Below are 14,117 nucleotides of genomic sequence, written 5' to 3'. Positions count from 1 at the left end.
AGCCGTACGCCGGTTTCTCCTTCATCATGAGTTTTTCTTACTTACTGCTAATCCATCACCGATTGGATAAATCGTCGTATCCAAAGATGGATGCGACATTAGAAATTCGTTATATTCACGAAGCTTTTTAACCATAGAACGAAATCGTTTTTCTTCAATTTCTTCTTCAGCGACCATTCCTCTGAACAGAATATTATCTGAGAAAATGACTCCTTGAGGCTGCAAGCTACCATAGAACTCATCAAAGAAACGTTTGTACTGTCCTTTTGCAGCATCTATGAAAAGTGATTGATATGGCCCATGCGATTTTAACTCTTGCGATAGCTCAAACGCATCTCCAAACAAAATCTTAATTCTATGAGCGTAACCTGCTTTTTCAACGTTGGAAACTGCTTCATGATAGCGGGCTTCATCGCGCTCCACCGTTACAATTTCCGTCTCTGGCATCATTTCAGCCATACGGATTGCAGAATAACCTATCGCAGTACCAATTTCAAGAATGCGGTCAGGGTTTAGAAAAGACATCACCTGAAGCATAACAGCAAGACTCGTCTGTTCCATGATCGGAATGTGATGATCTCGTGCATATCGCTCCATCTCTTCTATCAATTCTGCCCTTTTTGGTCGTAAAGATTCCAAATATTGTTCAACATGATCGGATATCATCCACGTTCCTCCTTCATGTAGCCCGAACTATTTTATCACAAAATAAAGGGGAATGGTAGTCGTACTTACCATTCCCTGAAACTTATTCTGAATTAGCTTCCTCTTCTTCTTTCTTTCTGTAATACTCATCCCATTCCTCGTCATATTTCGCTCGAACTTTATTGTGCTCAGCATTCGTCTCAGAAAAGATGGTTTCCCCATTAGGGCGAGCGTAGAAATAGAGATCATCAGTCTGATCAGGTTCAATTGCTGCAATAATCGAAGATTGACCTGGATTTGCGATCGGACCTACTGGAAGTCCTTTCTGTTGATACGTATTATATGGCGAATTCGCATCAAGTTCACTCTGTGTGATTTCACCGGACTGTTCTCCTCTAGCATAAATGACGGTAGGGTCTGTTTGGAGTAGCATGCCTTGCTCCATACGATTTCTAAACACAGCAGAAATCTTCTCTCTGTCGGCTTTCGCTGATGCTTCTTCCTCTATCAGTGATGCCATCGTCATAAATTCATGAATTGAAAGTTCGCCACTTTCGACATCGCTTCGATAGGATGCTAACACAGCTTCTGTTTTCTCTAGCATCTTCTTAACAGCAAGTTCTACAGTTGGTTCTTCTTCAAAATCATAGGTAGCCGGGAATAAATAGCCTTCTAGCGGATGTCTGATGTCTTCATTTAAGATTTCATCAGTCAGGAACCAATATTCATTGATCAGGGCCTTTAAATACTCTTCGTCATCTAGTTTTTTGATAACCTCTTCAGGCTTCATATCGAGCTCTTTACCGATACGAGCGGCAATATCCTCAATCCAAATTCCTTCAGGTAGAGTGATTTTAGCAACTGATTCTTTCATCACTTTTCCACTTTTTAGCTTTGAAATAACCTCATCCATCGTCATAGATGGGGAAAGCTCATAATCACCAGCTTGAAACCCGCTTTCGTTCTTATATTTCACATAATAGCGAAATGCTGTTCCATCTTTGATGATCCCTTTTTCCTCAAGAATTTCACCAATCGATGAAGTTGATGATCCAATTGGAATCGAGACAGCTTTTTGCTTTTCGCTATCGGGATCAACTGGCTGTAACGTATTCTTTATGTAGAAATAACCACCTGTAATAACAGCTGCCATCGTAATCGTAAGTAGTAACAAAATGATAAATACAACTTTTCTTACAGTTCTATTCTCATTTTGGCGTTTTAATAAATTCTCTTTGTATTGTTCTTTATAATCTGACAACGCCTCTGCCCCCTTCACTCGTTCCCATTATACTATAGATCGACTCGCCCTACCGCTCCTCAAAAAAATTTCCAATTTGTATTATACTAGGTAACCGTTACACTTTGTAGCCTTTTGTCTATTTATGCTATAAAAACTTCCCAATAATGTAAAAGGCCGCCGATTCATTCATCGGCGGCCTTTGGTATGTTACTCGTTGTCCTCTTCTTCAGAGAACGTGTTCAACATTTCTTCAACCATTTCCCATTCTTTATCAGACTCGATTGGGAATAGTTTGTAGTCACGATCTTCATTGTCTTCTTCTTCATAACGGAACGCGTAAACTTCAACTTCATCTTCGCTATCAGCTTGATCAGCTGGAACGACTGTTAAGTAAGAGTTTCCGTTCTCTTCCACATCAAATGTGAATAGTACCTGGAATAAATGCTCGTCTCCGTTTTCATCTGGAATGATAATTCTTTCTTTTTCCTCCATGTTTTCACCTCATTAAATTTGCTTGCTGTCTAAATATCCTTGAAGGATCATAACAGCAGCCATTTTGTCGATAACTTTTTTTCGCTTTTTACGGCTCACATCGGCACTGATCAACATTCGCTCAGCAGCAACTGTCGTTAACCTCTCGTCCCACATTTCTACAGGAAGATCTGTGCTTTCTTTTAAACGATCAGCAAACTCCATACAAGCTTCACCGCTAGGGCCAATCGAACCATTCATATTTTTGGGAAGGCCAACAATAATTTTGCTAACCTCATTCCCGTTTATGATATCCATTAACCGTTCAGGTATTACATCTGGCTGATCCGGATCACGCTTTACCGTTTCTAGACCCTGCGCAGTCCACCCCATCAGATCGCTTACTGCAACGCCAATCGTTTTCGTGCCAACATCTAAACCAAGTGTTTTCATGCTGTCTCCTTATCTCTGGTTGTGTGTAAGATACGACTTGACGAGCTCTTCGATCAACTCATCGCGCTCAAGCTTACGAATTAAGCTTCTCGCATCATTATGTCTAGGAATGTAAGCCGGATCCCCAGAAAGGAGGTACCCCACGATCTGGTTGATCGGATTGTAACCTTTTTCTTGAAGAGCGCCGTAAACGGTGAGTAAAACTTCCTGGACATCATGATTATCTGCATCATCTGGAAAGTTGAATTTCATTGTTTTGTCCATTGAACTCATTCCTTACACCTCTTTCCACGATCCCACTAGAATCGTAACTGTTCCTCTAAATCTCATTGTACACTACTGAAACCTAATTAGGAAATGGATTTCACCCATTCTGTTGTGTAAGCCAACGCTTCATCGAGCTTTTCCGGATCTTTTCCTCCAGCTTGTGCCATGTCAGGGCGTCCACCGCCGCCACCACCGCAACGAGTCGCTAGTTCCTTGATTAGTTTTCCTGCATGATATCCTTCTTTTACAAGATCATCTGTAATCCCTGCAGCTAGTTGAACTTTTCCATCAGCACCACTACCAAGTACTACGATAACACTACCAAGCTGAGATTTCATATCATCTACAATCGTTCTCAAGTTATTCATGTCAGTATCAATACGTTTAGCTACCACTTTTACTCCATCGACTTCCTGTACTTCAGTAGACATCTGTTTCGCTTCTACATTAGCTAGCTTCGAAGTGAGTGATTCGTTTTGACGCTGAAGATCTCGAATTTGGGATAGTAACGACTCGGTACGAGACGGTACATCTTTCAAGTTTGACTTTAACAGATTAGCTGTTTCTTTAAGGATGCCAACTTGTGAATTGAGGGCTTGGTATGCACCTTCACCTGTAACTGCTTCGATACGACGCGTACCTGCACCGATTCCCGCTTCAGAAACGATTTTAAACAGGCCGATTTCAGCAGTGTTCTGAACATGTGTACCACCACATAGTTCTAAGCTGTAGTCTCCTACACGTACAACTCGGACAGTATCACCATACTTCTCTCCAAACAACGCAGTTGCACCCATTGCTTTTGCTTCGTCTATCGGTTTCACCATCGTTTGTACTGGGATGTTTGCCCAGATCTGATCGTTTACTCTCTTTTCGATTTCCTCTAATTCACTAGCTGAAATTTGTCCAAAGTGAGAGAAGTCAAAGCGCAGTCGCTCGTATCCAACAAGAGATCCTGCCTGATTAACGTGTTCACCAAGTACATCTTTTAAAGCCTGGTGAAGAAGATGGGTAGCTGTATGGTTCTTAACGATCGAAGCTCTGCTCGTTGGATTTATTTCAGCAGTTACTTTAGAACCTGTCTTGATTGAACCTGACTCAACAACAGCTGTATGAACGTGTTGTCCGTTAGGAGCTTTTTGCACGTCTTTAACACGTAAGAGTACTCCCTCTCCGCGGATGACACCTGGATCTGCAACCTGACCACCGCTCTCAGCGTAGAATGGTGTCTTCCTGAGGATGAGTTGAATTTCGTCTCCTTCTGTTGCTTCCTCCGTTACTTCTTTGTCTTTGATCAACGTTGCAACTTCTGTTTCAGCTGTTCGTTCATCATATCCCACAAAGTCACTTGCTACTGAAAGATCACCAAGTGCTCCACCTTGAACTTGCATAGAGCCAACGTCTTGACGCGCTTCACGTGCACGTTTTCGCTGCATCTCCATTTCCTTCTCAAACCCAGTACGGTCGATTTCCATTCCTTCTTCTTCTGCATACTCTTCCGTAAGTTCAACAGGGAAGCCGTACGTATCATACAGACGGAATACATCACTTCCAGAAATAACGGTAGTTCCACTCTCTTTCCCTTTTTTAATAATTTGAGAAAGAATCGCAAGTCCTTCATTCAACGTTTCGTAGAATCTTTCTTCTTCATTTTTAATGACCTTTTGAATGAAGTCTTGCTTTTCATTAACTTCTGGATAAAACTCAACCATGATATCCCCAACCACAGGGACAAGCTCATACATGAAAGGACGGTTGATGCCGATTTGCTTCGCAAAACGAACCGCACGACGAAGAAGTCGTCTTAACACATACCCTCTTCCTTCGTTTGAAGGGAGTGCTCCGTCTCCAATTGCGAATGTTACAGTACGAATGTGATCTGCGATGACTTTAAATGCTGTGTCAGACTCTTTAGCTTCACCATAGCTGACATCTGCCATTCGTTCAGTTTCACGAATCGTTGGAATGAAAAGATCGGTATCATAGTTCGTCTTTGCGTCCTGAATAACGGACACCATTCTTTCAAGCCCCATCCCTGTATCGATGTTTTTCTTAGGAAGAGGTGTATATGTTCCGTCAGGATTGTGATTGAACTGTGAAAATACAAGGTTCCAAATTTCTAAGTAACGTTCGTTTTCGCCCCCAGGATATAGCTCTTCCTCTGGATCGTCTTCACCATAACTTTCTCCACGATCATAAAAGATTTCAGTGTTTGGACCACTCGGACCTTCACCGATATCCCAGAAGTTCCCTTCGATTCTTATGATGCGTTCTTCTGGTAAACCAATCTTCTCTTTCCAAATCGTGAATGCCTCATCATCTTCTGGATGAATGGTTACGGATAGCTTTTCTGGATCAAAACCGATCCAATCTTTACTCGTTAAAAATTCCCAACCCCATTCGATTGCCTCTTCTTTAAAATACTCTCCAATCGAAAAGTTACCGAGCATTTCAAAGAATGTATGGTGACGGGCAGTTTTCCCTACGTTTTCGATATCATTCGTACGGATCGACTTTTGTGCGTTGACGATCCTTGGATTATCAGGAGTAACGCGACCATCAAAATATTTCTTTAGTGTTGCTACTCCACTGTTAATCCAAAGCAGCGTTGGATCTTCGTGCGGAACGAGGGAAGCGCTTGGCTCGACGGAATGACTCTTTTCTTTGAAAAAGTCTATGAACATTTGTCTTACATCAGCTGAAGTTAAATTCTTCATCATGAAATCCTCCTTTTTTCTTAAGCAACTGTTCGTGATCGTTAATCATGGGCAGAACCATACAAAAAGCTCCCGCCCCTGATATAAATCAGGGACGAGAGCTATCATATACTCACGCGGTACCACCCTGGTTATAGGCTATGCCTATCACCTCAAGCAACCGTAACGTGGTTGAGACGGCGGAGATTAAACCGCACTCAGGATTAGCGTTCTGCTGTCTCACTTTGAAGCTCTTCCAGCCTTGGAGCTTCTCTCTGATGGATATCTTCATACCCGTAAAGCGATAATCAGCATACTCGGTCCGTCATTGTGTTTGCATCATGTTCTGCGGTTATTATAGTCAAAGAAAGAATCGTTTGTCAATGCTTTGCTTCGCGTTCATTTTTATATAGGATTAAAGCTTTTAATACAGCCAGTACAGGTACTGCTAGAATCAGCCCTATTATGCCTGCGATTTCACCACCAGCGAGCAGTCCGAAGATAATAATGACCGGATGAATATGAAGGCTTCTACCTACGATATATGGAGATAGAATATTGCTTTCGATAAATTGCAGGACAAGAATTACGACTAGCGTAATGATCGCCATTTTCATCGACACTGTAGATGCGATGAGAAGAGCCGGTGCTGCTCCAAGAAACGGACCGAAGTATGGAATGATATCTGTGATACCAACGATGATTCCGAGCAAGATCGCGTATGGTAACTTGATTAGCCAGAAACCAATAACGGCAAGCACACCAAGTACAGTGATAACGAAAAATTGTCCTCGAATATAGTTACCAAGCGATTCGTCGATTCGAATTACTAGCTCTTTACCCGGCTCCCTCCATTTCAAAGGCATGATTTTCCACATCGTTTTTTTTAATGTTTCGAAGTCTTTTAGCAAGTAAAATACGATGAAAGGAATGATCATGATCACAAAAAAGGAACTCAAAAGCTTCTTCGCTAGTTTAATTCCAAGTGAGAGTGTTTGGTTTACCGCTTCTTCAGCATCCCTGAAAGCTTGGTCCACTTTATCTTGAAGTGCGGGTGGTAGGGATGAGGTGTAGTCATAGATGCGATGCACCGCCTCACGATACATCTCCATGAAAACCGGCACGTTTTCCATCAGCTCCTGTGACTGCTTCACAATATGAGGTAGACCTTTGAAGATTGCGAAACCAGTCCCTCCAAAGAACAAAAGATAGATTAAGAGGACCGCTAGTGACCTAGGAAGACCTTCTTTATGGATCTTTTCAATGATTGGATGCAGCAGATAGGTGATGAGTGATGCAATGAGAAACGGCACTAAAAGGACCGCGATCACATCAAGAATCGGCTTCCAAATCGGCGCAATTTTTAAAAACACATAAATGCACAAAAAAGCGAGCAGGAGAGTAGTTAAATAGATGACCCAATTAAAGTTCCATTCTTTCTTCATATCCACTCCCTCCTGCTTTTACTTACATTTCTATTCGCATATCATAGTCTTCGAACAGATCATCTAATGACGTTAAAGACCCATCTTCCTCAACCTGATGAAGAGAAAGCATTCCTTTCACGACCGACATTTCAACAAAACAATTCCAACAGTAAAACTGGTTTGCACCGATCTTACCTATGTTTTTACTTTTACAATTCGGACATTCCAAAGGTTTCAACCTCCTATATAACAATTCATAGAGATACCTACCATATTGTCCACTTCAACATGGTTCTATACAGGCAGTAGGAATTTCGAAAAACAAAAAAAGCCAGATGGCGATCACCATCGGCTTCTCTTATGTTTCATTCATCTCCATCGGAGGAATAAGCGTCTCTTGTAGTTTTTCAGTCAGTCGTGTGTTTCTTATTTGATCATCTTCTGTTTGAATCGCGAGCTTGATCGCCTGCTCTTCACCACAAACGATCAAGTAATCTTTGCTTCGCGTTACAGCAGTATAGATGAGGTTCTTTCTGAGCATACGGTAATACCCTTTAACGACAGGCAATACGACAATCGGAAATTCACTCCCCTGTGACTTATGAATGGAACAACAGTAAGCATGTGTTAGTTGATTAAAATCCCCGCGTTCATAAACAACTTCTTGTCCATCAAAAGCAACGACGAGTTGATCTTGCTTTTCTGTATTTTCTCTTGCAAAGAACACCGATACGATTTCACCCATATCGCCGTTATATACATGCTCTTCTGGATTATTGACAAGTTGAAGCACTTTATCACCAACACGATAAACAAGATCTCCATGCGGAAGCTCTCGGCGTTGATCTGACGGCGGATTGAACAGCTTCTGAAGCTCTTTGTTCAACCGATCTACCCCAGCTGTGCCACGGTACATCGGCGCTAGAACTTGAATATCTTTAGGAGAATATCCTTTTTTCAGAGCATTCCCACACACTTGTGATACAACCTCGATAATCTGCTGTTGATTACAAGGGAAGAACCTCCTGTCGGGTGTAGGCGTACTAAACTTCTCTGGTAGAACGCCATCTTTTATAGAATGAGCAAGTTGAATGATAGAAGAACCTTCTGCTTGACGATAAATATCCGTAAGCTTACAGACTGGTACCGCTTCAGAATGAATCAAATCCTTCAATACTTGCCCTGGGCCGACGGAAGGAAGCTGATCCTCATCACCTACTATAACGACTTGAATGTGTTCAGGCAGCGATTTAAAAAGTTGGTTAGCAAGCCATACGTCGACCATCGATACTTCATCGACTATTAAGAGCCGGCCTTCAACCGGATTCGTTTCGTCATGTTCGAACCCCGCTTCACCTTTCCAACCTAAAAGTCTATGGATTGTGAAAGCAGGGAGACCTGTCGCTTCACTCATTCGTTTCGCCGCCCTTCCGGTTGGAGCGACTAACAATACAGGAAATGGTTTTTCTTTCGAGTAATCTTTAAGCTCCAACGAAAGCCCATTAAGTTCTGCGTAGATTTCAACAATTCCTTTAATAACAGTCGTTTTCCCTGTACCAGGACCTCCGGTTAGGATCATAAAAGGGGAAGAAATTGCTCTTTGAACAGCCTCTCTTTGAGAAGGTGCGTACTGTATACCGAGACGCTCTTCAAAATCGCCAAGCGCTCGATAGAATTCGGATTCAGGAAAAGCATCTTCGTACTCCGTTTGAGTCATAAGTTTATTAATTCCGGAAACCAAACCTTTTTCTGCATAGTAGAGGGAATGGAGATAGATTCTCTCACGATCTAGGATTAGCTTATCCTCCTCATAAAGTGAAATAAGCTCTCTAGAGACATCCGCTTCGTCTATCTTTTCACCTAAAAGCATATCTACAGACTTGATTAAAGCATCGTATTCAAGGTACACGTGTCCTTCCTGAAGTGTTTGCTCATTGAGCGTATGAAGGCAAGCTGCTCGAATTCGTTCCGGATGCTTTCCTTCGATTCCAATCGACCGACCTAGTTCATCCGCTCTTCTAAAACCGATTCCTTCCACATCCTGTATCAGCTGATAGGGGTTTTTCTCAACGATTTCAAGGGTTTCCTGCTTATATTCTTTGAAGATCTTCATAGAAAGTTTTGCACCAAAACCAAGCTCAGTAAGCCTGATCATAATTTGATCGAGTCCCTGATGCTCCATGAGAGATTCATAGAGGGTTTTTGCTTTCTCCTCTGACAGCTTCGGAACTTTACTTAGGATGGATGAATCTCTCATTATTTTTGAGATCGCCTGATCGCCAAGCGTATCGACAATAGCCTCAGCCGTTTTTTCCCCTATCCCGTTGAATAAATCGCTCGATAAATATTGTACGAGCCCCGACCTCGACTCTGGAAGCTTACGTTCAAAAGAATCGATCGCGTACTGCTTGCCATAGCGTGGGTGGTCAGTAAAACGACCATAAAAGACATAGGTTTCGTCTTCTAATAGCCTAGGAATCATGCCGTTGACAACGACTTCTCTTTCGTCGTAATTTTCGTTCGTAGCATCGATCCGGAGTCTCGCAACTCCATACAAACTATCTTCATTAAAAAAGATCATCTGTATGAGTCTACCTTTTATGAATCCTTTCTCTTCCTGCACCTGAACCATGTAAACTTCTCCCCAATAACCTGAATTTATTCGTTATTGTTTAGCACTGCTTCCATCTGCTTCTTACCGTTTCCTGCCAAAAGGTGATCCGGCTGAATTTCTAGAGCACGGTCAAAGCATTTCAAAGCTTCATTCGCATCATCTTGATAGGCATGGCTAACACCTAGGTTGAACCACGCATCTGCATGTTCTGGTTCTTCCTTCACAACCTTTTCAAACTGAGGTAGCGCCGTTTCAACCGCTCCTTCTTGTGCTAAGCACATTGCATATTGAAATCGAGCTTCCGTATCAGCTTCATTTAGCTCTGTCGCTCGTTGGAAAAATGGAAGTGCAAGGCGCATGGCATCCTGCATCATAAAGCACTGACCGATCATAAAATGCACATCGCTTTGATCGAGACCCTTTTGAATTGCACTTTGGTACATATCTGCAGCATCTTTATATTGTTCGAGTTGGAAAAAAGCATTTCCTGCTCCGTAGTAAGCTGTCGCTTGGGTATCATCTAGTTCGATCGCTTTTTCAAAGAACTTAACGGATTGTTCAAGCTCACCAGCTTGTGCCAACAGATTTCCTACATTTGTATAAGCTACTGGATCATTTGGACTTTCTTCGATCGCTTCATAAAGAAGTGTTACAGCTTTCTCTAGTTCACCATCATTCATTGCTTTGATCGCTTGTTCATTTTTATTACTCATGACAAAAACTCCTTATATTTAACCTTAATTTCTAGTGTAGCATATCTTTGCGCATCTATCGCACCTATAAAACAGCCTCATTTCACAATGGAAATGAGGCTGTGATTACACGTATGTGAGTTCAGATTCGTTCTTGAACACTTGGTCAATCGTTGCTCCACCTAGACATTCATCACCATCATAGAAAACGACGGCTTGTCCTGGCGTTATCGCACGAACTGGCTCATCAAACGTTACCTTCAATCGATCATCGTCCAACATTGTGACGGTGACGCCTGAATCCTGTTGACGATACCTGAATTTAGCTGTGCATTTCAGAGGTTCATCGATCTTGTGGTTTGATACCCAGCTCGAATTTACAGCGATTAAAGAATCGGAATAAAGCTTCTCATTATGGAAACCTTGATCAACATACAACACGTTGTCTTCTAGGTTTTTACCTACAACAAACCATGGCTCGCCTTCACCACCGATTCCAAGACCATGCCTTTGACCAATCGTGTAGTACATGAGACCATCATGCTTCCCTTTGACCTCGCCTTGCAGAGTCTCCATCTTACCTGGTTGAGCAGGTAAGTATTGGCTCAAGAATTCTTTGAAGTTTCTCTCACCAATAAAACAAATTCCTGTGCTGTCTTTTTTCTTGGCTGTCGCAAGACCTGCTCGCTCAGCAATTTCGCGAACTTCTTTCTTTTCGATTCCACCTAGTGGAAACATCACTTTAGAAAGTTGTTCTTGTGTTAACTGATTTAAGAAGTACGTTTGGTCCTTATTGTTATCGATGCCACGAAGCATCTTCACTTCGCCATCGCGTTCTACTACTTGAGCATAATGACCTGTTGCAAGGTAGTCTGCACCTAACGTCATCGCATGTTCAAGGAACGCTTTGAACTTGATTTCTTTATTACACATCACATCAGGATTTGGTGTACGGCCACCTTTATATTCATCTAGGAAATAAGTAAATACTTTATCCCAGTACTGCTTCTCAAAATTTACTGCGTAGTAAGGAATGCCAATCTGGTTGCATACACGGATAACATCGTTATAATCTTCCGTAGCTGTGCAAACTCCGTTCTCGTCGGTGTCGTCCCAGTTCTTCATGAAAATGCCGATTACATCGTAGCCCTGTTCTTTTAATAGAAGCGCAGCAACAGATGAATCAACACCTCCGGACATCCCAACCACGACTCGCGTATCTTCTGGCTTTTTTGCTGTCATGGTTGCACCTCCTTTTTACTAACACAAACGTTGTGTCGAAACTATTTTATAACTTCTTTAATCGATTGACAATCTTTACGACTTCTTCCGCCGCTCTTACTGCATCTTCAACCGTATTACCATACCCAAAGCTAAAGCGAATTGCCGTTTGAGCACGTTCTTCATCATGAAACATCGCTTTTAAAACATGAGATGGTTCATGGGAGCCTGCTGTACATGCAGAACCACTTGAGACTGCGATTCCAGCTAAATCAAGATTCATCAACATCGGCTCCACACTAGCACCCTTAAAGCTGATATTTACAACATGAGGAAGTTTATGCACTTGATCACCATTGAGCTCGTATTCGATCGAGTTTTCTTCAAAAATAGCAATCATCGTTTCTTTCATCTTATGGTAAAGAGCGATTCTTTCTTCACGATCAGAACGTATTAAATCAGCTGCTTTTTGCAAACCTACGATTCCTGGAACATTCTCTGTTCCTGCCCGCCTTTTGCGCTCTTGTTCTCCTCCATGTGAGTACGGAGCGATGGAAATACCTTCTTTAATGTAAAGAAACCCGACACCTTTAGGCCCGTTAATTTTGTGAGAAGAAACCGAAAGCATATCGATTCCAATCTCTTTGACGTCGAGGTCGATCAGACCATAAGCTTGTACAGCGTCTGTATGGAATGGGATGCTGTGGTCTTTTGATACTTGTACGATCTCTTTTATTGGTTGGATCGTACCCGTTTCATTATTTCCATACATAATGGTGATTAAAATCGTTTCATCTCGAATTGCATTTTTTAACTCTTCGATCGAGATACGTCCATCTTCACCGACTGATAAGTATGTGACGTCGAATCCTTCTTTTTCAAGAGACTCACATGCGTGAAGTGCAGCATGGTGTTCGATTGCTGATGTAATGATATGATTTCCTTTGTTCGCGTTCGCTTTTGCAGTACCGATGATCGCTAAGTTATCTGCCTCGGTCCCACCACTTGTAAATACGATTTCATTCGGATGTGCATTGATACTTTTTGCAATACTACTTCTTGCTTCATCAAGAGCATGTCTCGTCTTCCGCCCAAACTGATGAATACTAGAAGGATTCCCGAAATCGTTGTGAAGAGAAGCCGTCATGGCTTCAATCACATCAGGGTGAACCGGCGATGTTGCAGCGTGATCCATATAAATTGATTGCATGTAACCTTCACCTCTATAAACGGTAGTTAACCCGTATTCTTCATTAGATGTAGAACATGTAACTGTCCTGCTCTCCCTCACCTTCATATGTCGCAAGATCTTGGAGTGTTGTGGAGTCTAATACATCTTTAACGGCATCTCGAATCTTAAGCCAAAGATCTCTTTTCGCTGGTTCTTCATCATCCATGACTTCTACAGGACTGATTGGACCTTCAAGAACGCGAATGATATCGCCAGCTGTAATCGTTGAAGCATCTTTCGATAAAATATAGCCTCCGTATGCACCGCGCACACTTTTCACAAGTCCTGCGTTACGTAACGGTGCAATAAGCTGCTCAAGATAATGTTCTGAAAGATTGTTGCTTCTAGCGATTGATTTCAATGAAGTTGGCCCTTCACCGTGCTTTTTTGCCAACTCCATCATAATAGTCAACCCGTACCTTCCCTTTGTTGAAATCTTCATTTCTAATCCCTCTTTCCGTCAATCGAGCTACTAGGTACTTGCATTGTGGTAGTGAATAACCCACGATTGGACCAATCGAGATACAAAAGAGAAGTGTCCCTATCGAAACTGGTCCTTTCATTAACCATCCGAGCGCAAGTACGATAATTTCCATTGATAGTCTAATATGTTGTACCTTCCAGCCAGTTCTTTTTGTTAATACGAGCATTAAACTGTCTCTTGGACCCGCACCTTTGTCTGCTGCTATATAGAGACCGATGCCATATCCCATCACTACGATTCCAAATGCTAACATAATGAGCTGACCTAGAAGATGGTCTGGTGTTTTTAATATAGGAAGCCATAAGTAAAAATCAAGAAAGATTCCGACTAAGAGCATATTAAGAAATGCGCCTGCTTTTGGCCACTCTTTTTCCATAAAAGCAGTTGTTGCTATGATTAAGAATCCTACGATGATCGACCATGTTCCGATAGAAAGACCGACCTGGTGGTACAATCCGATGTGAAATACATCCCATGGAGCACTCCCAGCTTCCGCTTTAATCATGAGTGCGATACCAAAAGTCATAACGAGCAAGCCGGCTACGAAAACGCTCCAACTCATCCAGAATTCAGCCAACACTTGTTTATACGTCTTCATTTTATCCCTCTTAACCTGCTTTTTAGTCATTAATGGCCGATTCTGTTAGTAAACCTTCGCTATTATAGCACGAAA

General features: G+C 42.1%; 14 protein-coding genes. All 14 read right to left on the bottom strand.

Going from position 1 to position 14,117, the window contains the following annotated elements:
- Positions 1-24 precede the first annotated feature (24 nt).
- Positions 25-666, bottom strand: coding sequence for an O-methyltransferase (locus tag ACXADT_RS10160; RefSeq protein WP_270179391.1), 642 nt, complete (start codon positions 664-666; stop codon positions 25-27).
- An 82-nt stretch (positions 667-748) separates the two neighbouring features.
- Positions 749-1,906: an endolytic transglycosylase MltG gene (gene mltG, locus ACXADT_RS10155; RefSeq protein WP_474834515.1), complete on the bottom strand. Its 1,158-nt coding sequence runs from the start codon at positions 1,904-1,906 to the stop codon at positions 749-751.
- A 189-nt stretch (positions 1,907-2,095) separates the two neighbouring features.
- Entirely contained in the window at positions 2,096-2,380 is a 285-nt protein-coding gene (locus ACXADT_RS10150) for a DUF1292 domain-containing protein (RefSeq protein ID WP_270179393.1), read from the bottom strand.
- 12 nt (positions 2,381-2,392) lie between these two features.
- Positions 2,393-2,812 carry a Holliday junction resolvase RuvX gene (gene ruvX, locus ACXADT_RS10145; protein WP_270179394.1) on the bottom strand — a complete coding sequence of 140 codons (420 nt, stop codon included), beginning with the start codon at positions 2,810-2,812 and terminating at the stop codon, positions 2,393-2,395.
- 9 nt (positions 2,813-2,821) lie between these two features.
- A complete protein-coding gene (locus tag ACXADT_RS10140) occupies positions 2,822-3,085 on the bottom strand; it encodes an IreB family regulatory phosphoprotein (RefSeq protein WP_270179395.1) in 264 nt (87 codons plus the stop codon).
- Positions 3,086-3,162: 77 nt separating this feature from the next.
- Complete coding sequence (alaS, locus tag ACXADT_RS10135) at positions 3,163-5,796, bottom strand: alanine--tRNA ligase (RefSeq protein WP_474834513.1); 2,634 nt, start codon at positions 5,794-5,796, stop codon at positions 3,163-3,165.
- A gap of 359 nt (positions 5,797-6,155) precedes the next feature.
- Positions 6,156-7,220, bottom strand: a complete 1,065-nt coding sequence (locus ACXADT_RS10130; RefSeq protein WP_474834511.1) for an AI-2E family transporter — start codon at positions 7,218-7,220, stop codon at positions 6,156-6,158.
- Between the two features lie 22 nt (positions 7,221-7,242).
- Positions 7,243-7,431: a hypothetical protein gene (locus tag ACXADT_RS10125; protein WP_270179397.1), complete on the bottom strand. Its 189-nt coding sequence runs from the start codon at positions 7,429-7,431 to the stop codon at positions 7,243-7,245.
- 129 nt (positions 7,432-7,560) lie between these two features.
- Positions 7,561-9,834: an SF1B family DNA helicase RecD2 gene (gene recD2 / locus ACXADT_RS10120; RefSeq protein ID WP_474834509.1), complete on the bottom strand. Its 2,274-nt coding sequence runs from the start codon at positions 9,832-9,834 to the stop codon at positions 7,561-7,563.
- Between the two features lie 26 nt (positions 9,835-9,860).
- Entirely contained in the window at positions 9,861-10,529 is a 669-nt protein-coding gene (locus ACXADT_RS10115; protein ID WP_270179399.1) for a tetratricopeptide repeat protein, read from the bottom strand.
- 105 nt (positions 10,530-10,634) lie between these two features.
- Positions 10,635-11,750, bottom strand: a complete 1,116-nt coding sequence (gene mnmA / locus ACXADT_RS10110; RefSeq protein ID WP_474834507.1) for a tRNA 2-thiouridine(34) synthase MnmA — start codon at positions 11,748-11,750, stop codon at positions 10,635-10,637.
- 46 nt (positions 11,751-11,796) lie between these two features.
- Positions 11,797-12,939 (bottom strand): cysteine desulfurase family protein, encoded by a 1,143-nt coding sequence (locus tag ACXADT_RS10105; protein ID WP_474834505.1) that lies wholly within the window; start codon positions 12,937-12,939, stop codon positions 11,797-11,799.
- Positions 12,940-12,982: 43 nt separating this feature from the next.
- Positions 12,983-13,402 (bottom strand): cysteine metabolism transcriptional regulator CymR, encoded by a 420-nt coding sequence (cymR, locus tag ACXADT_RS10100; protein WP_270179402.1) that lies wholly within the window; start codon positions 13,400-13,402, stop codon positions 12,983-12,985.
- Entirely contained in the window at positions 13,335-14,042 is a 708-nt protein-coding gene (locus ACXADT_RS10095) for a YczE/YyaS/YitT family protein (protein ID WP_270179403.1), read from the bottom strand. Before ACXADT_RS10095 ends, cymR begins: the two co-directional genes overlap by 68 nt.
- Between the last annotated feature and the right edge of the window lie 75 nt (positions 14,043-14,117).

It is taken from the genome of Anaerobacillus sp. ABR4_321, from assembly GCF_056158505.1.
This window is presented reverse-complemented; position numbering and strand designations above follow the sequence as displayed.

Excerpts from the sequence above, each read along its gene's own strand:
- ACXADT_RS10130 (WP_474834511.1), bottom strand. The coding sequence starts at position 7,220 with ATGAAGAAAGAATGGAACTTTAATTGGGTCATCTATTTAACTACTCTC.
- recD2 (WP_474834509.1), bottom strand. The coding sequence starts at position 9,834 with ATGGTTCAGGTGCAGGAAGAGAAAGGATTCATAAAAGGTAGACTCATA.
- ACXADT_RS10140 (WP_270179395.1), bottom strand. The coding sequence starts at position 3,085 with ATGAGTTCAATGGACAAAACAATGAAATTCAACTTTCCAGATGATGCA.
- cymR (WP_270179402.1), bottom strand. The coding sequence starts at position 13,402 with ATGAAGATTTCAACAAAGGGAAGGTACGGGTTGACTATTATGATGGAG.
- ACXADT_RS10115 (WP_270179399.1), bottom strand. The coding sequence starts at position 10,529 with ATGAGTAATAAAAATGAACAAGCGATCAAAGCAATGAATGATGGTGAA.
- ruvX (WP_270179394.1), bottom strand. The coding sequence starts at position 2,812 with ATGAAAACACTTGGTTTAGATGTTGGCACGAAAACGATTGGCGTTGCA.
- ACXADT_RS10150 (WP_270179393.1), bottom strand. The coding sequence starts at position 2,380 with ATGGAGGAAAAAGAAAGAATTATCATTCCAGATGAAAACGGAGACGAG.
- ACXADT_RS10095 (WP_270179403.1), bottom strand. The coding sequence starts at position 14,042 with ATGAAGACGTATAAACAAGTGTTGGCTGAATTCTGGATGAGTTGGAGC.
- mnmA (WP_474834507.1), bottom strand. The coding sequence starts at position 11,750 with ATGACAGCAAAAAAGCCAGAAGATACGCGAGTCGTGGTTGGGATGTCC.
- alaS (WP_474834513.1), bottom strand. The coding sequence starts at position 5,796 with ATGAAGAATTTAACTTCAGCTGATGTAAGACAAATGTTCATAGACTTT.
- ACXADT_RS10160 (WP_270179391.1), bottom strand. The coding sequence starts at position 666 with ATGATATCCGATCATGTTGAACAATATTTGGAATCTTTACGACCAAAA.
- ACXADT_RS10105 (WP_474834505.1), bottom strand. The coding sequence starts at position 12,939 with ATGCAATCAATTTATATGGATCACGCTGCAACATCGCCGGTTCACCCT.